Below are 19834 nucleotides of genomic sequence, written 5' to 3'. Positions count from 1 at the left end.
TTCTTACTCGAAACGCACGCGCGGATCCGCGATCGTGTAGGAGATGTCGGCCAGGATCAGGCCGATGATGTAGAGCACCGAACCGATGAACACCATGGCCCGCACGATGGCGAAGTCCTGGGCGTTGATGGCGTCCATGGTGTAGCTGCCCAGGCCGGGGATGCCGAAGAAGGATTCGGCGATCAGGCTGCCCATGAACAGCAGCGGAATGGCCGAGATGGTGCTGGTCAGGATGGGCAGCATGGCGTTGCGCAGCACGTGGCGGAACAGCACCAGGCGCTCGGACAGCCCCTTGGAGCGGGCCGTGCGAACGTAGTCCTTGCCGATTTCCTCGAGGAACAGCGCGCGGTAGAAACGTGCCTCGGGCCCCAGCTTGGCGATGATGGCCACCAGCACGGGCAGCACCAGGAAGCGCATGGCGTCCAGCCCGCCGGCGAAGCCGGACAGCGGGACCAGGCGCAGGGTCTTGGAGAACAGATACTGCCCGGCGATGATGTAGAACAGCGCCGAGATAGATAGCATGGCCACGCACAGCACCACGCCCCAGAAATCCAGGTAGGTTCCCCGGAAGAACACCAGGAGCAGCGCGAACGCCACGCTGGCGAACAAACCCAGCAGGAAGGTCGGCACCGCCAGCGCCAGGCTGGGCCCCACCCGCTGCCGGATCTCGTAGCCAATGTCCCGGCCGGCGTCCGAGGCGCCGAAGTCGAACACGAACAGCCGGGCCGAGCGGTCGAAGAAGATGGTGTCGGTATAGCGCCGCGCGCCCTCGGCCTGGGTGTTGACCAGCAGCGGCTTGTCGTAGCCGCGCTCGACCTTCCATTTCTCGATGGCGTCGGCGGTGACCCGGCGTCCGCCTATGGACAGGCGCGCCATGTCGTCCGGCGTGTTGACCGCGAAGAACAGCATGAACGTGAACAGGTTGACGCCGATCAGGATCAGGACCCCATACAGGATCCGGCGCACGATGTAGGCGGTCATGCCGCATCTCCCGTGGGACGGTCGGTATGGACGGCCACGGCGCGGTCGCGGCGCCGGACCATGCGCCATGCGGGCACGGCCAGAAGGACCAGCAGCACCACCGCCAGCGCCACCGGCCACCAGACCGGCTGGTTCCATTCGGCGATCTTGCGGGTCCGCAGGGCGGAATCGATCTTCATGAACTGGAGGTTGTTCCGTATCATCTGGGTCGGCTTGCCGTTGCCCACCCACTGCTGGTAGGCGCCGCCGGACTTGGGGAAATAGCCGAACATCCACGCGGCGTCGGTCTGCACGATCGCGACCATGCGGGCGATCAGGGCTTCCTTCTCGGGCCCGTCGTCCAGGTATTTCATGCGCTCGAACAGCTTGTCGAACTCGGGATTGACGTAGTTCGAGGCGTTCTCGCCGCCCTCCTTCGCCTTGCCGTTCGGGCCGTAGAGCAGGAACAGGAAGTTCTCGGCATCGGGATAGTCGGCGTTCCAGCCCCACAGGAAGATCTGCGCCACGCCGCGCCGCATCTTGTCCTGGAAGCGGTTGTAGTCGGTGGAGCGGACCTCGAGCTGGATGCCCAGCTTGCCGAACTGGCGCTGCAGCCAGTCGAACTGCGAACGCGCGCCGGGCGACACGCCGCCCATCGCGTCGTAGTTCAGGACCAGGGGCTGGCCGGTCTGCGCGTTGCGGCCATCCGGGTACCCTGCTTCAGCCAGCAGCCTCTTGGCCTCGGCCAGCGGCTTGCGGGTCACCTTGTCGCCGTCTATGTCGTAGACCACCGGGTTGGCGCCGGGGGGCGGATCGCGATAGCCCAGGAGGCCCGGCGGCAGCGGCCCATGTGCGACCTGCGCCTGGCTGTTCTCGAAGATGGTGACGTATTCCTCCCAGTCCACCGCGATGCTGATGGCCTGGCGCAGCTTGCGGTTGCGCTCCTCCTGGGCGGGGTTGTCGCCCTTGCCTACCACCGGGTCCAGCCAATTGAAGCCCATGTACCAGTTCTGGGTCTCGACCGTGGTCGGCAGCTTCAGCCCGCGCTCGGCGTACAGGGCCGCCTTCTCCTTGGAATCGCCGGCCGCCACCAGGTAGGCCACGCCGTACTCGCCGCGCTCGGCCTGGGGCACGTCGTAGTAGCCCTGCAGGAATTTGCCCTGCAGCGGCACGCTTTCCTTCTCGATGTTGAAGACGATGCGGTCGATGAAGGGGGTGGGCTTGCCGCAGTCCTCCAGCAGGCCGGCGGCGCGGTCCTCGTCCGTGCCCTCGCAGGGATAGGGGTCGCCGCGGAAATTGGGATTGCGCGACAGCACGTGGCGGCGGTTCTCGCGATACTCCGTCAGCATGTAGGGCCCCGTGCCCACCGGCCAGTAGTTCAGGGTCAGGTTGCGCTCGGCCATGCCGGCCTGGCTGTAGAACTGGTCCGCTTCCCACGGGATGGGCGAGAAGAAGGTCATGGCCAGCCAGTACTTGAACTGCGGGTACTTGCCCTTGATCCGTATGCGCAGCGTATGGGGGTCCAGCGCCTCCACGCCTTCGAAGGCGTACTGGCGGAAATCCAGCCACGGCAGGTCGCGCGTGGTCGGGGCCAGCCCCTTGCGCAGCTCGGCGTCGGCGGCGCGGATGCGGTCGCCGTACTCCTTGAAGCCGACGATGTAGTCGGTCATGTGCGCGTAGATGGGCGAGACCACGCGGGTGGTGGCCAGGCGGCGGATGCCGTAGACGTAGTCGTCGGCGGTCAGCTCGCGCGAGCCGGTGCGGGGGAAGTCCGGGATGGCGTACTTGCCTTCCAGGTCGGCCGGCGCCAGGTGCCGGTACACGTCCCGGCCGGCCTCGTCCACCGCGAATGCGGGGTGCGGCTGGAAGCGGATGCCGGGCTTGATCGGGATGTCGTAGACGCTTTGCGCCACCTGTTCGCCCGGCACGCTGTCCGGCAGGCGGTTGCCCTGCGCGTCCAGGTAGACCGGATCGACCACCCGGACGGCGGCCCGGGGCACGAGCTGGTAGGGGCGCTTCAGGTAGTCGTAGCCATACAGCGGCTCGTAGATCTGGTAGGTGTAGGGAGTCTCGTCGACCGAATAGGAACTGGCCGGGTCCAGGTACTTGGGCGAGCGCTGGGTGAACGCCGTGTACATCACGTTCTCGCGCTCGGCGCCGGCCGCGTAGGGGCTGTTCAGCGGCGTGCCGCCGTCGGGGCCGCCGGGCGAGCAGCCAGCCGCGACGACCGCCGCCACCGCCAGGAGGAACGTTCCGGCCCAACCGCGCGCGCCCTGTGCGCCCTGTCTCAAACCCGCAGCGCACGTCAGGCGCATCGACCACCTCCCCGGAGTAGCGTCCTCTCGAGAATAGCAAAAACCGTACCGTTGCCCACACCGGTTTCGTTAAGGAATACCCCGAAACTTCCCGTGCCAGGCATGTCGATATAGGCAACCGGCATATCCCGGGCGGGGATTTTCATTACCCGGCGCGGCGATCCCGCCCTTAGGATGGGGGGTTCGCAGCAAAGAGGGAAATCATGTTCCGCCACGCCATCCTGACGATCTCCTGCCTGCTCGCGGCCACCGCCGCGCAGGCCGACACCTATCCTTCGCGCCCCATCACCCTGGTGGTGCCGGGCCCGGCGGGCGGCACGCCCGACGTCGTCGCCCGCATGGTCGCCGACAAGCTGCGCACCCGCCTGGGGCAGCCCGTCATCGTCGAGAACAAGGCCGGCGCCAACGGCTTCATCGGCTCGGCCGCCGCCGCCAAGGCCCCTGCCGACGGCTACACGCTGCTGATGGGCTTTGCCCAGACCATGGCGGTCAATCCCGTCACTTTCAAGAAACTGCCCTACGACCCCGTCAAGGACTTCACCGCCGTGGCGCGGCTGGTGGATTTCGAGCTGGCCCTGGCCACCCCGGCCAGCGTGCCGGCGGCCTCGCTGGGCGAGCTGGTGTCCTGGCTGCGGGCCGGGCGCGGCAAATATTCGTATGGATCGTTCGGCGCCGCCTCGCCGTCGCAGTTCGCCGGCGACATGTTCAACCGCAAGGCGCAGTTGGACATGCAGCATGTCCCCTACAAGGGCTCGGCGCCCCTGGTGACCGATCTCGTCGGCGGCCAGGTGCAGTTCGGTTTCGTGGTCCTGCAGGTCGCGCAACAGCTGGCCCAGGGCGGCAAGCTGAAGATCCTGGCCGTGACCGGAGCGCGCAGGCAACCCGCCGCCCCCGGCGTCCCGACCATGACCGAAGCCGGCTACCCCGACGTGAACGCCACCGGCTGGTACGGGCTGTATGCCCCCCAGGGCACGCCCGCCGCCGTGGTGAACAAGCTGGACGAGGCCGTGGGCCAGGTGATGAAGGATGCCGACGTCCAGCGCAAGCTGGTCGAGCAAGGCGTGAATCCGGCCTACGCCGGGCACGACGCGCTGGCCGCCTACACGCGCAGCGAAATCGCGCGCTGGCGCGACATCGTGGCCCAGACCGGCTTCAGCGCGCAGGACTGACGCCGGCGCCGTTCAAAAACGGTAGGTGACGGCCAGCATGCCCACGATGGGGTTGATCTTCAGGTCCGCCTGGCTCTCGATCGTGCCCACCGGCGTGCCATGGGTACGCAGGCGGGCACGGGTCTTGACCGGCAGGTAGGATACCGACAGCAGCGCCCCCCAGTTCCTGCCGATCTGATAGGCGGCGCCGGCATTGAGCACCGGCGCCCATTTGCTGTCGACCTCGGCATCGGTCTTCAAGCCGGGATTGGTGTTCCGGGTGACGGTGGCCGACACCGCGCGCTGGAAGCCATCGGTCAGGCGCACGTCCGAATACCAGATGTAGCTCAGCCCGGCTCCGACGAAAGGCCGGAAAGCGCTGTCGGCCGGGCCGAAGAAATACTTGAACACCACGGCCGGACTCCACTGGCGGGCGGAGCCCAGCAGCCCCACCGGCGCCAATGCCTGTTCGCCATTCAGCTTGAACCTGGGCGGCACGCCCAGGACCAGTTCGGCCGCGACGTGGTCGGTCAGGAAACGCGTATAGGTCAGTCCCAGGGTATCCGCGCTTTCCAGGGACGATCCGGTATCGGGTACGGGCCCCGCCACCGCGCCGGGCGCGACGATGGTCAACGGCTTGCTCGAATCCTGGGGGGCGAGATGCATCCAGCCCACGCCGAAAACGTTGGATCCGGCGCCTTGCGCGTGGACCGCCGTGGCGCATAGGGTCCCCAGCATGGCCAGCAGGATTCGATGCCTCATGAATGTCCTTTCCGAATGTTCCAGGTCGCGCCGCGATGCACATTTAACCGGCCGATGGTCGCACATCGGTAACGCGTTAGCAAAATCTACATTTGCGTCGGTTTGTGTTCGGATACTGACGCTGCGCCGCCCCACGCCCAGAATGGAGCCATGCCGTTCCTTCGGAGACGCCGCCGCCATGCCCCTGGGCCCTTACCTGGACCGTCTGCGCCGCGTGCTCATCGTCGCGCTGCTGTGGGACACCGCGCGCCGGTGGTCCGATCACCGCGCCGCCAGCAAGGGCGCGGCGCTGGCCCTGTACATGGTGTTCTCGCTGGCGCCCATCCTGCTGCTGGTCATCGCCATCGCCGGCGCCTTCTTCGGCGAGGATGCCGTGCGCAACCAGCTCGTCAGCCAGATCGGCTCGCTGACGGGGCGCCAGGGGGCCGAGGCCATCCAGACCGTCCTGGCCAGCGCCCAGCAATCGGACAAGGGCTGGGCCGCCGCCCTGATCTCGACCGTGCTGCTGATGTTCAGCGCGACCACGGCCTTCTCGGAACTGAAAGAGAGTCTGGACGAGCTGTGGGACGTGCCATCGTCCAGGACGTCCGGCATCTGGGCCCTGGTCCGCGGCCGGCTGCTGTCGTTCGGGTTGGTGCTGGTACTGGCCCTGTTCCTGCTGATCTCCCTGGCCATCAACGCCGCGCTGGCCGCCCTGCAGGAATACTGGCACGCGTACTGGGCCGAATCGGTGTTCTCGACGGCGGCGCTGCTGGTGTCCAACCTGTTTTCGTTCGCCGTGGTCACGGCGCTGTTCGCGGTGGTGTTCAAGCTGCTGCCCAGTATCCATATCCCCTGGCGGGAGGTCGTTCCGGGCGCGCTGATGACGGCCGTGCTGTTCCTGATCGGCAAGGGCGTCATCGGCCTGTACCTGGGTCACGGCAGCGTGGCGTCGTCCTACGGCGTGGCCGGTTCGGTCATCGCGCTGATCCTGTGGATCTACTATTCGGCGCAGATATTCTTCTTCGGCGCCGCCTTCACGCGGCAATACGCCGATACCTTCGGCAAGGGCAAGCGCAGTATCGCGCAGGCATTGGACGAAATCCCCCGTTGAAGTAGGATAGCTTCACCCGGTACGCGGGGGAGACGACGATGGCCGCGCTGCATCCCTACATCAGATTCCTGGGCAGTCTGCCGCAGTTCGAGATCGACCATCATGCGGGCACCGCCATCGAGCTGCGCAGCGGCGTCGCGGTGGCCAAGTACGAAGGCGAGAAACCGCACCACCAGCATTGCCTGGCCCTGAGCTGGCCGGGCCAGCCGGCCGGACAGCCGGTGCTGGTGTCGGCCACCAAGTACGTGCCGCTGCAGGTGGGCGAAGCCATCAAGCTGGGCGCGCCCCGCGCCGAACTGCTGGAAGCCAGCCGGCACATCTTCGTCGAGGCCGGCGTCTGGCACTGAAACCCTGTAACTAGGGCACCAGCGGCGGATCGATCCAGACGAAGGTCTCGCCGCGCGAGATCATTTCCGCCACGTCTTCGGGCGGCACCTCGTAGTCGGTGCCCATCAGGCTGGCCGCGCCCGTGTCGTGGATGTGGATGACGGACGGCGGGTCGGTGTCGATGAAATACCAGTAGTACCCGGGCTTGAGGCTGTGGGGGGTGTCTTTCACGATGGTTCTCCGTGTGTGCAAGCGTCCATACGTGAAATGATACCCATCCCCCCCGCGCCACGCGACCCGGATGCGGTCAGTCGGGGACGACCGCCGTCACCTCGATCTCGACCTGGGCCTCGTCCTCGACCAGGCCGGCCACCTGCACCGCCGTCATCGCGGGGAAATGGCGGCCGATGATCTCGCGATAGGCCTTGCCGATGTCCTCGTAGGACGCGACGTAGATCCGCTTGTCCAGCACGTACCAGGTCATGCGCACGATGTGCTCCGGCCCCGCGCCGGCCTCGGCCAGCACCTCGACGATGTTGGCCAGCGCCTGCCGGACCTGGCCGGCGAAGTCCTTGGCGCGGAACACGCCGTCGGGCTCCCAGCCTATCATGCCGCTGATGAAGACCTGCTTGCCGCGTGCGGCCAGGCCGTTGCTGTAGCCGCGGGGGCGGGGCCATCCGGCCGGCTGCAGTATCTCGATGTTCGGTGCCATGGGTTCTCCTTTCGTCGTTCTTCAGGCCGCGCCCGCCGCGCGCAGCAGCTCGCGGGCGATGATCAGTTGCTGGACTTCGGTGGCGCCTTCGTAGATGCGCAGCGCGCGGATCTCGCGGTACAGCCGCTCGACCGTCTCGCCGCTGACCACGCCCTGCCCGCCGAACATCTGCACCGCCGCGTCGATCACGCGCTGCGCGGTCTCGGTGGCGGTCATCTTGGCCATGGCCGCCTCCTTGGTGATGCGCGCGCCGCCGTCGCGCATCCAGGCCGCCCGGTAGGTCAGCAGCGCCGCGGCGTCGACGCCGGTGGCCATTTCGGCCAGCTTCGCCTGGGTCAACTGGAAATCGGCCAGCGTCTGGCCGAACATGCGGCGCGAGGTCGCGCGCGCCAGCGCCTCGTCCAGGGCGCGGCGGGCGAAGCCCAGCGCCGCGGCCGCCACCGAGGTGCGAAAGACGTCCAGCGTGGCCATCGCGACCTTGAAGCCCTGCCCCGGCTCGCCCAGCCGCTGGGACACCGGCACGCGGCAGCCGGCAAAGCGCAGCCGCGCCAGCGGATGCGGCGCGATCACGTCGATGCGCTCGGCAATTTCCAGCCCGGGAGTGTCGGCATCGACCACCAGCGCGGTGATGCCGCGCGCGCCCGGCGCCTCGCCGGTGCGCACGAACACCACGTAGAAGTCGGCGATGCCGCCGTTCGAAATCCAGGTCTTGCTGCCGTCCAGCACGTAGTGCGAACCGTCCAGCGTGGCCGCGCAGGCCATTGCGGCCACGTCCGAGCCCGCCTCGGGTTCGGACAGCGCGAACGCGGCGATGGCCTGGCCGGCGGCCACGCGCGGCAGGTAGCGTGCGCGCTGGTCGCCGGTGCCGAACAGGCTGATCGCGCCCGACCCCAAGCCTTGCATGGCGAAGGAAAAATCCGCCAGCCCGTCGTGATAGGCCAGCGTCTCGCGGATCAGGCAGACGGCGCGGGTATCGATGGTATTGGTCAGGCCGCCGTGTTCCAGCCCGGCCACGGCATACCGCAGCCACCCGTCCTCGCCCAGCGCGCGCACCAGCCCACGGCAGGTCGCGTCGGTATCCCCGCCATGCGCATGCGCCACGCGCCGCGCCGCCCACGGGTCGAGCTCCGCCACCAGTTCCTGGTGCCGCAGTTCGAAGAACGGCCAGGCCAGGTGCTGCGCCCTGCTCGAATTCGATGTCTCACTCATCTCAACTCCACTGAATTACTTTCCAGGGCACAGCGGATCCGGCTCCGCCGGTCCGCCAGTGCCGCCCCCTGGGGGGCGCGCGTAAGCGCGTAGGGGGGGGTCAGTCCCCTTCGAAGACGGGCCGTTGTTTCGCCACGAACGCGTGATAGGCGCGGTGGAAATCATTGGTGGCCATGCAGATGGCCTGGGCCTGCGCCTCGGACTCGATGGCCTGCTCGATGCCCATGTTCCATTCCTGGTGCAGCATGCGCTTGGTCATCGCGTGGGCGAACATCGGCCCCTGCGCCAGGCTGGACGCCAGTTCGTAGGCCTGGTCGGACAAGGTTTCCGGTTCGCACAGGCGGTTGAAGAACCCCCAGCGCTCGCCCTCGTCGCCGCCCATCGAGCGACCGGTGTACAGCAGCTCGGACGCCCTGCCCTGTCCGATCACGCGCGGCAGCAGCGCGCACGCGCCCATGTCGCAGCCGGCCAGGCCGACGCGGGTGAACAGGAAGGCGGTCTTGCTGCGCGCGGTGCCCAGGCGCATATCCGACGCCATCGCCAGGATGGCCCCCGCGCCCGCGCACACGCCGTCCACCGCCGCCACGATGGGTTGCGGGCAGGCGCGCATGGCCTTCACCAGGTCGCCCGTCATCCGCGTGAAGGCCAGCAGCGACGGCATGTCCAGGCGGGTGAGCGGACCGATGATGTCGTGCACGTCGCCGCCGGAACAGAAATTGCCGCCGGCGCCCTGCACCACCACCGTGCGGATGTCGTCGGCATACGCCAGCGCGCGGAAGAAATCGCGCAGCTCGGCATACGAGTCGAAGGTAAGCGGATTCTTGCGCTCGGGCCGGTCCAGCGTGACGATGGCGACCGCGTCGCGCACCTGCAGCGAGAAATGCCGGGCCGCGTAGTCGGCCATGGCGGTACGGCCGCCGTGCAGCATCTGTTTTTCCCCATGAACATAGCGCATGGTCGTCATCCCCTGTTCTATTTGCGTTCGGTGGTGGGCAACCGGTCGGTCAGCCCCTGTTTCAATTGCGACAGCAGTTCGATCAGCGTGTCCTTGGAAGCCGCGGGCAGGGTCGAGAACAGCTCGACGATCCATTGCTCGTGCACGGCCGCCATCTTGGCGAAGGCCTTGCGTCCGGAGGGCGTGAGCTTGACCACGAAGGCGCGCCGGTCTTCGGGCGAGGGCTCGCGCACCACCAATTTTTCTTGCTCGAGCTGGTCGGTGATGCCGGTGACGTTGCCGCCGGTCACCATCATGCGCTGCGACAGCTCGCCCATGCGCAATCCCTCGGGATGCCGCTCGAGCTGGGCCATGAGATCGAAGCGCGGCAGGGTGATGTCGAATTCGGCACGCAGCCTGGACCGGATCTCGGTCTCGATGCGCACCGTGCAGGACAGCATGCGCAGCCACAGCACCAGCGACTGGTGGTGGTCCTCGGTCAACCTGGCTTCCAGGTCGAGCACCGGCGCGGGTTCGCGCCCCGCGCCGGTTGCGGTCTCGTCGACGGGCTTGCGAGCCATCTTTACTCCTTCAAGTGACTTCGCCGCCCGCGACCGCGATGGCCTGGCCGTTCATCGCGGCCGAGGCGGGCAGGCACAGCCAGACGGCGGCATTGGCCACTTCGTCGGGCTGCACCAGCCGCTTCTGCGGGTTGAACGCGGCCAGCGCCGCCGTGGCCTCGGCCTGGCTGCGGCCGGTGCGGGCGGATATGTTGGCGATGGCCTCGCGGCCCAGGTCGGTTTCGGTGAAGCCGGGACACACGGCGTTGACCGTGACCCCCTTGGTGGCGACCTCCAGCGCCATCGCGCGCGTCAATCCGACGACGCCATGCTTGGAGGCGCAATAGGCCGCCGTGTAGGTATAGCCGATCAGGCCGGCGGTGCTGGCCACGTTGACGATGCGCCCCCAGCCGGCTTCCAGCATGCCGGGCAGGACCGCGCGCGAACAATAGAAGCTTCCGCTCAGATTGACCGCCAGCATGCGCGCCCACAAGGCATCGTCGGTCTTGCCCACGGACGCCGATTCCGCCTGGCCGGCGTTGTTGACCAGGATGTCGATGCGTCCGGCCGCGCGCACGGCCTCGGCCATGCCCTGCTGGACCGAGGCCGAGTCGGCCACGTCCATCCGCACCCGATGCGCGGCGCCCAGCGGCGCCAGCGCCGCCACCGCGCCATCCAGCGCAGCCAGGTCGCGGCCCGTCAGCGTGACCGCGGCCCCCTGGCGCAACAGCTCGCGGGCGATGGCGAGGCCTATGCCCCGCGCGCCGCCGGTCACCAGCGCATGCTTTCCGTTCAATTGATCCATGAGCTATGTCACCACTCCATCGTATGACTCATGCCCAGACCCAGGGCACCGCGGATCCGGCTTTGCCGGTCCGCCAGTGCCGCCCCCTTGAGGGGGCGCCCGAAGGGCGTAGGGGGTGGTCCCTTCCTTACTCCAACAGGCGCGCGGCGATTTCGCGCGGCGACATGCCCTGGGTCGCGGCGGCCATCTGGCGTTCGCGTTCCAGGTTGCGTTCCAGTTGCAGGCGGCCCGCATAGTATTGCTTGGGCCACGTCACGTCCCATCCCATCTTCGCCGATTCCAGCAGCGTCCACGCCGGATTGGCGAGGTGCGGCCGGGCCAGCGCGCACAGGTCGGCGCGCCCGGCCGCGATGATGCCGTTGACATGGTCGGCCTCGAAAATGGCGCCCACCGCGATGGTCGGGATCCCGGCCTCGTTGCGGACGCGGTCGGCGAACGGCGTCTGGAACATGCGCCCGTATACCGGCTGCTCGCGCTTGCTGACCTGGCCCGACGAACAATCGATCATGTCCGCGCCCGCGGCCTTGAACAGGCGGGCGATCGCTACCGCGTCGTCCGGCGTGATCCCCCCCTCGACCCAATCGTGCGCCGAGATGCGCACGCTCATGGGCTTGTGCGCGGGCCAGACCTCGCGCATCGCGGCGAAGACCTCGAGCGGATAGCGGCAGCGGTTCTCCAGGCTGCCGCCATACTCGTCCGTGCGGCGGTTGGTCAGCGGGGAAATGAAGGTGGACAGCAGGTAGCCGTGGGCGCAGTGCAGCTCCAGCCAGTCGAAGCCGGCCTTCTCGGCCTCGAGGGTGGCCCGTACGAAATCGCCCAGGATGCGCCGCATGTCGTCATGCGTGGCCGCGCGAGCCACCTGCGACACGCCCGGCAGATACTGTTCCTCGGACGCGGCGATGAGCGGCCAGTTGCCGGACTCCAGCGGCATGTCCGTGCCTTCCCAGGCCAGCTTGGTCGACCCCTTGGGGCCGGCGTGCCCGATCTGCACGGCGATCCGGGCATCGGTATGCTCGTGCACGAAATCGACGATGCGCTTCCAGGCCTCGGTATGCTCGGGGCGGTAGAGCCCGGGACACCCCGGCGTGATGCGCGCGTCGGCCGACACGCAGGTCATCTCGGCGACGACCATGGCGGCCCCGCCCATCGCGCGGCTGCCCAGGTGCACCATGTGGAAATCGCCCACCGTGCCGCCCACCGCCGAATACTGGGCCATGGGCGACATGACGATGCGGTTCTTCAGGACCAGGTCGCGCACGCGCAACGGCGTCAGCATGGGGGGAATGGGCTTGCCGCGCGGCTCGGGGGGCTCGGCCAGGCCGGCCGCCGCGAACGCCTTGCGCGCGAACCAGCGCTCGTAGCCTTCCACATAGGACGCGTCGCGCAGCCGCAGGTTCTCGTGCGACAGGCGCTGGCTGCGCGTCAGCATGGAATAGGCGAACTGCTCGGGTTCGAGGTCGACGTAGCGGTCGACGTTCTCGAACCACTCCATGGAATTGCGCGCCGAGCTCTGGATCTTCAGCACCTCGATGGCCCGCACCGCCTCGTAGCCGGCCATGACGCCCTCGAGATCCTGTCCCTGGTAGGTATCGAAGCAGCGCGCCAGCTCGATCGCGTCCTCGAGCGCCAGCTTGGTGCCGGAACCGATGGAGAAATGCGCGGAGTGGGCCGCGTCGCCCATCAGCACGACCGGTACGCGCTTGCCGTCGATGTCGTTCCAGTGGACCCAGCTGCCGCAGACGATGCGCGGGAAACGGATCCAGTTCGCCGACCCGCGCAGGTGGGGCGAATTGCTCAGCAGCGGCTGGCCGTCCAGGTACTTGGCGAAGAGTTTTTCGCAGAAGGCGATGGCCTCGGGCTGGCTCATCTTGTCGATGCCGGCGCGCTGCCAGACCTCGTCGGGCGTCTCGATGATGAAGGTCGAGGTATCGCCGTCATACTGGTAGGCATGCGCCTGGAACCAGCCGTGCTCGGTTTCCTCGAACGCGAAGGTGAAGGCCGGGAACAGCTTCTTGGTGCCCAGCCAGACGAAACGGCAGGCGCGGGTCTCGATGTCGGGCTTGAAGACGTCCTCGTAACGCTTGCGGACCTTGCTGTTCAGCCCGTCGCAGGCGATGACCAGGTCGGCCCCGTAGCGGCGGGCGACTTCCTGGTCGTCGTCCACTTCGGTCTCGAACACCAGCTCGACGCCCAGCTCCTGGCAACGGTCCTGCAGGATGTTCAGCAGGCGCTTGCGGCCGATGCCGCAGAAGCCATGGCCGCCCGACGTGATGGTACGTCCCTTGAAATGGACGTCGATGTCGTCCCAATGGTTGAAGGACTGGAGGATGCGGCGCGCGGTGGGCTCGTCGGCCTGCACCAGGTTGCCCAGCGTCTGGTCCGAGAACACCACGCCCCAGCCGAAGGTATCGTAAGGACGGTTGCGCTCGATGACGACGATGCGCGATGATGGATCACGCTTCTTCATCAAGAGCGCGAAATACAGCCCGGCGGGCCCTCCTCCGATGCACGCGATATTCATGAGTCCTCCGCTGGCCGGCTCGACGGCTGGAAAAATGGCGGCGGAACACGCGTATCCGCCTGTCTGGTGGCTATTATTTCATACTTAAAATATTTTTGCGTCAAGCATTTGGCGCCTAGCGCCAGGCGTTGCGCATGCGGCTGGCGATGTCGATCCGGACCGCCGGCTGGGCCGCCGGCGCGGCTGCCGGCATGCCCTGCCTGGCCTTGGGGAGGATCTCGAACAGCGGCAGCATGCGCTCCGGGATGAAGCGGCTGCGCGTGCCATAGACGTGGCGGTCGCCCATTCCGCTCTGCTGGTGCACGTAGAAGCGCTGGGGCACGACCAGTTGCAGGTCTTCCTTGGCGCGGGTCATGGCCACGTACAGCAGCCGCCTCTCTTCTTCGATCTCGTCGGCATCGCCGGTGCTCATGTCCGACGGTATGCAGCCATCGACCACGTTCAGCACGTAGACAGCCTTCCATTCCTGACCCTTGGCCGAATGGATGGTGGACAGGATGAGATAGTCCTCGTCCAGCAGCGGCTGCCCCGACTGCGCGCTGGTGGCGTCGGGCGGATCCAGCGTCAGTTCGGTCAGGAACTGTTCGCGCGATCCGTAGGTGCCGGCGATGCGTGCCAGCTGGTCCAGGTCGGCCTGGCGCACGACAGCGTCGTCGTACAGCCGCTGCAGGTGCGGACCGTACCACCGCAGCGCGAGGTCCAGGTGCGCGGGCCAGGCCAGGCCGGGGTCGCTGAGCGCCACGAAGGTATCGGCGAAGGATTTCCAGTCTTCCGCGGCGGCGGCGGGCGGCGAAAAAGCAGCCAGCGCCTGCACCGCCTGCGCGGATCCGGCCATGGCATCGAGCAGGCGCGCGGCGGTGGCCGGACCGATGCCGGGCATGAGTTGCGCCACGCGGAACCCGGACAGGCGGCCGAGCGGGTTGGCCGCCCAGCGCAGCAGCGCCAGCACGTCCTTGACGTGCGCGGCCTCGAGGAACTTCAGGCCGCCGAACTTCACGAAGGGGATGTTGCGGCGGGTGAGCTCCAGTTCCAGCCCGGCGCTGTGGCTGGCCGAGCGGAACAGCACCGCCTGCGACATCAGCCGCACGCCGGTCTCGCGCCGCGCCAGGATCTGGTCCGCCACCCATCGCGCCTGCCCCGGCTCGTCGCTGACGTAGACCAGTTGCGGCCGCTGCGACGAGGCGCGGTCGGTCCAGAGCTGCTTGGCGTGGCGCTCGGGCGCCTCGGCGATGACCGCGTTGGAGGCATCCAGGATGGGCTGGGTCGAACGGTAGTTGCGGTCCAGCGTGACGACGTGCGCGGGGCGCGAGAACTGCGAGGGGAAATCCAGGATGTTGCGCACGGTGGCGGCGCGGAACGAATAGATGGACTGGGCGTCGTCCCCCACCACCGTCAGGCCGCGGCCGTCGGGCTTCATGGCCAGCAGGATCTCCGCCTGCAGGCGGTTGGTGTCCTGGTATTCGTCGACCAGCACGTGGTCGAAGGTCGCGCCCAGCTCGGCGGCGATGGCGGGCTCCTTCGTCATCTCGGCCCAATAAAGCAGCAGGTCGTCGTAGTCCAGCACGTGCTGGTCCTGCTTGGCCTGCACGTAGGCGCCGAATAGCGTCTTCAGTTGCTCCTCCCATTGGGCGCACCAGGGAAAGTGCCGGGCCAGCACGCCTGCCAGCGGCGCCTGGCTGTTGACCGCGCGCGAATAGATGGCCAGGCAGGTGCCCTTCAGGGGAAAGCGGGACTTGGTGCCCGAGAACCCCAGCTCGTGCCGCGCGAAGCCCATCAGGTCCTCGGCGTCGCCGCGGTCGTGGATGGTGAAGGCGTCGGACAGGCCGATGCGCGAGGCGTAGTCGCGCAGCAGCCGCGCGCCCACGGCGTGGAAGGTGCCGGCCCAGGGCAGCGACGGCGGCTGCCCGCCCATGCCCAGCACGGCCTGCATCACGCGGCCCGCGCGGCGCTCCATTTCGATGGCGGCGCGGCGCGAGAACGTCAGCAGCAGGATCCGGTGCGGATCGGCCCCCTTCAGGACCAGGTTGGCCACCCGGTGGGCCAGCGTGCTGGTCTTGCCCGAGCCCGCGCCGGCGATGACCAGCAGCGGTCCGCAACGGTCGGCGTCGGCGCCCGTGCCGTACTCGACGGCCTCGCGCTGGCGGGGGTTCAGGTCGGCCCAGGGATCGTGGGCCGGCGTGTCGGGGACATGTGACATGGGACGCAGGAAAACTGTATATTCATCCAGTATAAACGCCCCTCCCCTCCTTCGGATTTCCCGCCATGGCCGTGCGTGTCGGCACTTCGTCCTGGACCGATCCCACCCTGCTGGCCTGCGGCCGCTTCTATCCCGCCTCCGCCCGCACGGCCGAGGACCGGCTGCGCTTCTATGCCTCGCGCTTCCCGCTGGTCGAGGTGGACAGCAGCTACTACCGCCTGCCCGCCGCGCGCACGGCGTATCTGTGGACCCGGCGCACGCCGCCGGACTTCGTCTTCCACCTGAAGGCCTTTCGCCTGTTCACCGGACACCTGACCCCGGTCGCGGCGCTGCCGGCCGACATCGCCGCCGAACTCCCGTCCGGCGCCCGCGTCGTCGACCATGCCACCCTGCCGGGCGAACTGCGCGACGAATTGTGGAGCCGCTTCCTGCAAGGCCTGGAGCCGCTGCGCCAGAGCGGCCAGCTGGCGGCGGTCCATTTCCAGTACTCGCCCCGGGTGCGCAACAACGCCGCCGGCCGCGCCCTGGTCCGCGATTGCGCGCGCCGCATGGAGGACCAGGTGCACGCGGTGGAATTCCGCCATCGCGGCTGGCTGGACCCGGCGGGCCGGCCCGGCACGCTGGCATTGCTGCGCGAACTGGGCGCGGCCCACACCGTGGTCGACAGCCCGGACCAGTACGTGAACAGCGTACCCGCCGTCTGGGCCGCCACGCGCCCCGACCTGGCGGTGGTGCGCCTGCACGGGCGCAACAGCCAGGCCTGGAACCGCCGGCGCCTTGCCGCCTCGTCGGGCCGCTTCGTCTACGAATACACGCCCGAGGAACTGGAGCGCATCGCCGAGTTGGTGCGTCGGCTCACCCAGGCCGCGGCCAACGTCCACGTGCTGTTCAACACCAACTTCGAGGACCAGGGCGTGCGCAACGCGGCGGCATTCGACGATACCCTGCGGCGGCGGCCGCGTCAGACCGCGTAGCTGCTGCGGCGCACCTGCGCCACCATTTCCACCAGCCTGGGCGCCAGCCCTTCCTCCACGCTTTGCCGCGAGGCGCGAAAGCGCGGAATGACCGCGTTGAACACGATCAGCTCGCCGTCGCGCAGCCGGCCCATGGGCACGCCCACCGCATAGTGGTCGGGGTGCTGCTCGCCGTAGACGCTGCAAAACCCCTTCTTGGCGAAGGCCTCGAACGAGCGCGCCGCATGATCCTGGTGCTCGGCCCACATGCGCGGCGTCTTGACCCGGATCTCGTTCAGCAGCTTCTGCCGTTCGACCGGCTCGCACCCCGAGATGAAGGCATGGCCGATGGCGGTCGAGACGATGGGAAAGCGCAGGCCGATGTCCGAGAGCTGCGGCGCGAAAGAACTCGTGATGCGGCTCGTCTCCACATAGACGATGCTGAGTCGGTCGCGTATGCCCATCGACACCGAGCAGTTCATCGACTCGGCCAGCACGTTCATCAGCGGGCGGGCCAACTGGCGCAAGGTGATCGAGGCCAGCAGCGGGTAGCCCAGCGACACCACGCCCGGCGCCAGGGGTACTTGCCCGACAGCGTGTCGGGCCGCAGGTAGCCCAGCTTCACCAGGGTGTAGGTGAAGCGCGAGATGGTCGGCGGCGACAGGCCGGTGCGCCGCGCCAGCTCCTTGTTGCCCAGCGCCGGCTCGAGCGGCGTGAAGCAGCGCAGGATCTGCATCCCCCTGGCCAGGGTGGAGGCGAACAGCCGGTCGCCCTCGTGCGCCTCGTAGGCGTCGAACTCGATGTCGCTGGGCTCCTCGTCGATCTGGTAGGGATTGCGCGGCATGGCGTTCCAGGGCGTATTCGGCATTGCAGAATGCTATTCAAAATATCCGAACTTCCCTACCAGCGATTTCCCGCACGGCACGACACTTCCTGCACGAACACCAAGGAGACGGCCACATCATGCTGAGCGCGGAAGACAACGAACTGATCACCCGTTCCGGTCCCGGCACCCCCGCCGGCCGCCTGTTGCGCCAGTTCTAGGTGCCGGTCCTGCTGTCCGAGGAACTGCCGGAGCCGGACTGTCCGCCCAAGCGCATCAAGGTATTGGGCGAGGACTTGCTGGCCTTTCGCGACAGCAGCGGACGCGTCGGCGTGGTCGATCCGGTCTGTCCGCACCGTGGCGCCAATCTCTACTACGGCCGCAACGAACACGCTGGGCTGCGCTGCGTGTTCCATGGCTGGAAGTTCGACGTGGACGGACGCTGCCTGGACATGCCCACCATGCCGGCCGATTCGCCCTACCGCGATCGCATCCGCCTGAAGGCCTATCCCGCGCGGGAGTGGGGCGAATGCGTCTGGGCCTACATGGGGCCGGCCGCCGAACCGTCCCCGCTGCCGAAGCTGGCCTTCGCGCTGGTGCCGCCCTCGCACCGCTACGTCAGCAAGAAGTGGCAGGACTGCAACTGGCTGCAATGCGTCGAGGGCGCGCTGGACACGACCCATTTCTCGTTCCTGCACATGCTGTTGGGTACGGAAGAAGCCGGGACGGCCGAAGCAGTGATGAAACGGATCAAGCACGCCGCGCTGGGCGCGCAGGCCGTGCGCAACGACCGCTTCAAATGGGTGCGCGACGATCCCATGCCGGCCTTCTCGGTGGACGAGTTCCCCGCCGGCCTGGTGGTGGGCGGGGCGCGCAAGGCCGACGGCGACGACCTGTACTGGCGCATCGCCCACTACCTGGTCCCCAACCATGCGCTGGCGCCCAGCGCGTTTCCCGGCGAGAACTACCATGGGCAGACCTTCGTGCCCGTGAACGACACCTCGTGCTGGATCTACACCTACACCTGGAACCCGGACCGGCCGCTGACCGAGGAAGAGCGGGAGGCGGCGCGCCAGGGACACACCATCCACGCCCAGGTGGACGAGCACTACGTGCCCTACCGGAACCTGCGCAACGACTACCTGATCGATCGCGAGGACCAGAAGCACAACAGCTTCACCGGCATCCAGGGCGTGTCCGAGCAGGACGCCGCCATCCAGGACAGCCAAGGACCGATCGCCGACCGCACGCGGGAACACCTCGGTCCCACCGACCTGGGCATCGTGCGCATGCGCCGCCTGCTGCTGGGCCTGATCCGCGACGAGATGGCGGGCAGGACGCCCCAGGCGCTGTCCCACCCGGACGAGTACGCCGTGTTGTCCGGCGGCTGGGTCGCGCACAAATCCAAGGCACTGGGCGAAGTCATGACCGAGCGCTTCGGCAACCCCCACGGCTACGTCGGGCAGGAGCGATGACCCGCTGATTTCCCTCAAGCTTGAAGCGGCGCGGACACAGCGCCGCCATACCGGAGACGATGATGAGACTACTCAAGCTGCTCGCGGCAACGAGCGCAGTGCTGTCCTGCGCTCTGGCAACACCGGGCGCGCACGCCCAGAACTACCCGGTCAAACCCATCAAGCTGGTGGTGCCCTACCCGCCCAGCGGCATCGGCGATACCGCCGCGCGCGACATCGCGCTGAATCTCGCGCAGCGCCTGGGGCAGCCGGTCATCGTCGAGAACAAGCCAGGCGCCAGCCAGATGATAGGCGCGGAGTTCGTGGCCAAGTCGCCGCCCGACGGCTACACGCTGTTCCTGGGCAGCCTGTCCAGCCTCGTGCTGAACATCGCGGCCCAGAAGAACCTGCCCTACGATCCCTTCAAGGATTTCGCGCCGGTATCGCTGGCTTTCACCACCCCGCTGTACCTGGTGGTCAATCCTTCCCTGCCGGTGAAGTCGGTGGCCGACCTCATCGCCTATGCCCGCGGCAATCCCGGCAAGCTGAGCTTCGGTTCGATAGGCGCGGGCAGCTCGCTGCACCTGACCGCGGAAATGTTCAAGTCCATGACCGGCACGGACATGGTCCACATTCCGTACAAGGGCAGCATGCCGGCGCTGAGCGACCTCGTCGGCGGCCAGATCCAGCTGGTGTTCGACGTCGGCACCTCGGCCCTGCCCCTGGTGCACGGCGGACGGCTGCGGGTGCTGGGCGTCACCAGCAAGACGCGCGCCAGCGGCACGCCCGACATCCCGCCCATCGCCGACACCGTGCCCGGCTTCGACGCCTCGTTCTGGTTCGGCATCGTCGCGCCGGCCGGCGTCCCCCAACCCATCGTCGACAAACTGTCGACCGAGCTGCGCGCCATCCTGCGCCAACCCGCGCTGCGCGAGAAATTCCGCAGCAGCGGCGTCGAGCTGACCGGCAGCACCCCTGCCGAGATGATGGCGCAAATGAAGGCCGACCTGCCGATCTGGCAGGAGGTCCAACGCAAGGCAGGCATTTCACCGGAGTAAGAC

At 67.8% G+C, this 19834-nt stretch carries 19 protein-coding genes; 6 read left to right on the top strand and 13 right to left on the bottom strand.

The genetic code is table 11. The features are described from left to right. Positions 1-3: 3 nt before the first annotated feature. The gene (locus CDO46_RS15430; protein ID WP_087839363.1) at positions 4-981 is read right to left on the bottom strand and encodes an ABC transporter permease; all 978 of its coding nucleotides are present in this window, start codon (positions 979-981) and stop codon (positions 4-6) included. Then, positions 978-3275, bottom strand: a complete 2298-nt coding sequence (locus tag CDO46_RS15425) for an ABC transporter substrate-binding protein (protein ID WP_087839362.1) — start codon at positions 3273-3275, stop codon at positions 978-980. The genes CDO46_RS15430 and CDO46_RS15425 overlap by 4 nt, the downstream gene beginning before the upstream one ends. 203 nt (positions 3276-3478) lie before the next feature. Here CDO46_RS15425 and CDO46_RS15420 point away from each other — a divergent pair, with 203 nt between their 5' ends. Next, complete coding sequence (locus tag CDO46_RS15420) at positions 3479-4444, top strand: tripartite tricarboxylate transporter substrate binding protein (protein WP_087839361.1); 966 nt, start codon at positions 3479-3481, stop codon at positions 4442-4444. Between the two features lie 12 nt (positions 4445-4456). Here the strand turns inward: CDO46_RS15420 and CDO46_RS15415 are convergent, their stop codons facing one another. After that, entirely contained in the window at positions 4457-5185 is a 729-nt protein-coding gene (locus CDO46_RS15415; RefSeq protein ID WP_087839360.1) for an OmpW family protein, read from the bottom strand. Positions 5186-5363: 178 nt separating this feature from the next. On the opposite strand from CDO46_RS15415, the gene CDO46_RS15410 reads away from it, so the two are divergent. Both CDO46_RS15410 and CDO46_RS15405 read left to right on the top strand, forming a co-directional pair. Then, a complete protein-coding gene (locus CDO46_RS15410; protein ID WP_087839534.1) occupies positions 5364-6278 on the top strand; it encodes a YihY/virulence factor BrkB family protein in 915 nt (304 codons plus the stop codon). 38 nt (positions 6279-6316) lie between these two features. After that, the gene (locus CDO46_RS15405) at positions 6317-6625 is read left to right on the top strand and encodes a hypothetical protein (RefSeq protein ID WP_087839359.1); all 309 of its coding nucleotides are present in this window, start codon (positions 6317-6319) and stop codon (positions 6623-6625) included. Positions 6626-6635: 10 nt separating this feature from the next. Here CDO46_RS15405 and CDO46_RS15400 read toward each other — a convergent pair whose 3' ends face one another. The 8 genes from CDO46_RS15400 to CDO46_RS15365 all read right to left on the bottom strand — a co-directional run bounded on the left by CDO46_RS15400 (position 6636) and on the right by CDO46_RS15365 (position 15543). Further along, entirely contained in the window at positions 6636-6836 is a 201-nt protein-coding gene (locus tag CDO46_RS15400) for a hypothetical protein (RefSeq protein ID WP_124688895.1), read from the bottom strand. Between the two features lie 76 nt (positions 6837-6912). Beyond that, positions 6913-7305 (bottom strand): RidA family protein, encoded by a 393-nt coding sequence (locus tag CDO46_RS15395; RefSeq protein WP_087839532.1) that lies wholly within the window; start codon positions 7303-7305, stop codon positions 6913-6915. A gap of 33 nt (positions 7306-7338) precedes the next feature. Next, on the bottom strand, positions 7339-8526 hold the full coding sequence (locus CDO46_RS15390; protein WP_087839358.1) for an acyl-CoA dehydrogenase family protein: 1188 nt from the start codon (positions 8524-8526) through the stop codon (positions 7339-7341). 100 nt (positions 8527-8626) lie between these two features. Then, on the bottom strand, positions 8627-9481 hold the full coding sequence (locus tag CDO46_RS15385; protein ID WP_087839531.1) for an enoyl-CoA hydratase family protein: 855 nt from the start codon (positions 9479-9481) through the stop codon (positions 8627-8629). 17 nt (positions 9482-9498) lie between these two features. Next, entirely contained in the window at positions 9499-10041 is a 543-nt protein-coding gene (locus CDO46_RS15380; protein ID WP_087839357.1) for a MarR family winged helix-turn-helix transcriptional regulator, read from the bottom strand. A 10-nt stretch (positions 10042-10051) separates the two neighbouring features. Then, entirely contained in the window at positions 10052-10825 is a 774-nt protein-coding gene (locus CDO46_RS15375; protein WP_087839356.1) for an SDR family NAD(P)-dependent oxidoreductase, read from the bottom strand. A 127-nt stretch (positions 10826-10952) separates the two neighbouring features. Continuing rightward, a complete protein-coding gene (locus CDO46_RS15370) occupies positions 10953-13346 on the bottom strand; it encodes a bifunctional salicylyl-CoA 5-hydroxylase/oxidoreductase (protein ID WP_087839355.1) in 2394 nt (797 codons plus the stop codon). 115 nt (positions 13347-13461) lie between these two features. Then, positions 13462-15543 (bottom strand): ATP-dependent helicase, encoded by a 2082-nt coding sequence (locus CDO46_RS15365; RefSeq protein ID WP_087839354.1) that lies wholly within the window; start codon positions 15541-15543, stop codon positions 13462-13464. A 65-nt stretch (positions 15544-15608) separates the two neighbouring features. Here CDO46_RS15365 and CDO46_RS15360 point away from each other — a divergent pair, with 65 nt between their 5' ends. Next, positions 15609-16517 (top strand): DUF72 domain-containing protein, encoded by a 909-nt coding sequence (locus CDO46_RS15360; protein ID WP_087839353.1) that lies wholly within the window; start codon positions 15609-15611, stop codon positions 16515-16517. On the opposite strand, the gene CDO46_RS15355 is transcribed toward CDO46_RS15360, so the two are convergent. Both CDO46_RS15355 and CDO46_RS15350 read right to left on the bottom strand, forming a co-directional pair. After that, the gene (locus CDO46_RS15355; RefSeq protein ID WP_087839352.1) at positions 16505-17062 is read right to left on the bottom strand and encodes an IclR family transcriptional regulator C-terminal domain-containing protein; all 558 of its coding nucleotides are present in this window, start codon (positions 17060-17062) and stop codon (positions 16505-16507) included. The genes CDO46_RS15360 and CDO46_RS15355 overlap by 13 nt on opposite strands. Further along, a complete protein-coding gene (locus tag CDO46_RS15350; RefSeq protein WP_087839351.1) occupies positions 16999-17364 on the bottom strand; it encodes a helix-turn-helix domain-containing protein in 366 nt (121 codons plus the stop codon). The genes CDO46_RS15355 and CDO46_RS15350 overlap by 64 nt, the downstream gene beginning before the upstream one ends. 176 nt (positions 17365-17540) lie before the next feature. On the opposite strand from CDO46_RS15350, the gene CDO46_RS15345 reads away from it, so the two are divergent. Together CDO46_RS15345 and CDO46_RS15340 are read left to right on the top strand one after the other, a co-directional pair. Further along, positions 17541-18794, top strand: a complete 1254-nt coding sequence (locus tag CDO46_RS15345; protein ID WP_254914615.1) for a Rieske 2Fe-2S domain-containing protein — start codon at positions 17541-17543, stop codon at positions 18792-18794. 62 nt (positions 18795-18856) lie between these two features. Then, positions 18857-19831, top strand: a complete 975-nt coding sequence (locus CDO46_RS15340; RefSeq protein ID WP_165963199.1) for a tripartite tricarboxylate transporter substrate binding protein — start codon at positions 18857-18859, stop codon at positions 19829-19831. Positions 19832-19834 lie beyond the last annotated feature (3 nt).

It is taken from the genome of Pigmentiphaga sp. NML030171 (assembly GCF_002188635.1).
Taxonomy (GTDB): Bacteria; Pseudomonadota; Gammaproteobacteria; order Burkholderiales; family Burkholderiaceae_B; genus Pigmentiphaga; species Pigmentiphaga daeguensis.
Note: the sequence above shows the minus strand (reverse complement) of the source record. Positions and strands in the feature narration are given on the sequence as shown.